Below are 291 nucleotides of genomic sequence, written 5' to 3'. Positions count from 1 at the left end.
CGTAAGCGTACCTTGAACGTTGTTTTGATAGTACTCAACTGGCTTTGCAACCGACTCGCCTACTGATTTTAAACCCGCAAAATGTATAACACTATCAACCGTATGTTTTGCAAATACAGAATCTAAAAAGGGTTTATCGAGAATATCGCCTTGGTAAAAAGTGGCTTCTTTACCTGTTATATTTTTTACGCGCGCAAGTGATTCTTGTGATGAGTTACTTAAATTATCAATAACAACAACATCGTTACCTTGTTGTAAAAGTTCTAAAACAGTGTGCGAGCCAATATAGCC

Annotated in this window: 1 protein-coding gene; it reads right to left on the bottom strand. The window is 37.1% G+C overall.

Translation table 11 applies throughout. The annotated features are described in order from the left end of the window. The coding region (locus tag AAEY57_RS19670; protein ID WP_350608628.1) for a GDP-mannose 4,6-dehydratase at positions 1-291 on the bottom strand (291 nt) is incomplete at both ends.

The sequence above is a fragment of the Pseudoalteromonas sp. MER144-MNA-CIBAN-0113 genome (assembly GCF_040308965.1).
Taxonomy (GTDB): domain Bacteria; phylum Pseudomonadota; class Gammaproteobacteria; order Enterobacterales; family Alteromonadaceae; genus Pseudoalteromonas; species Pseudoalteromonas tetraodonis.
This window is presented reverse-complemented; position numbering and strand designations above follow the sequence as displayed.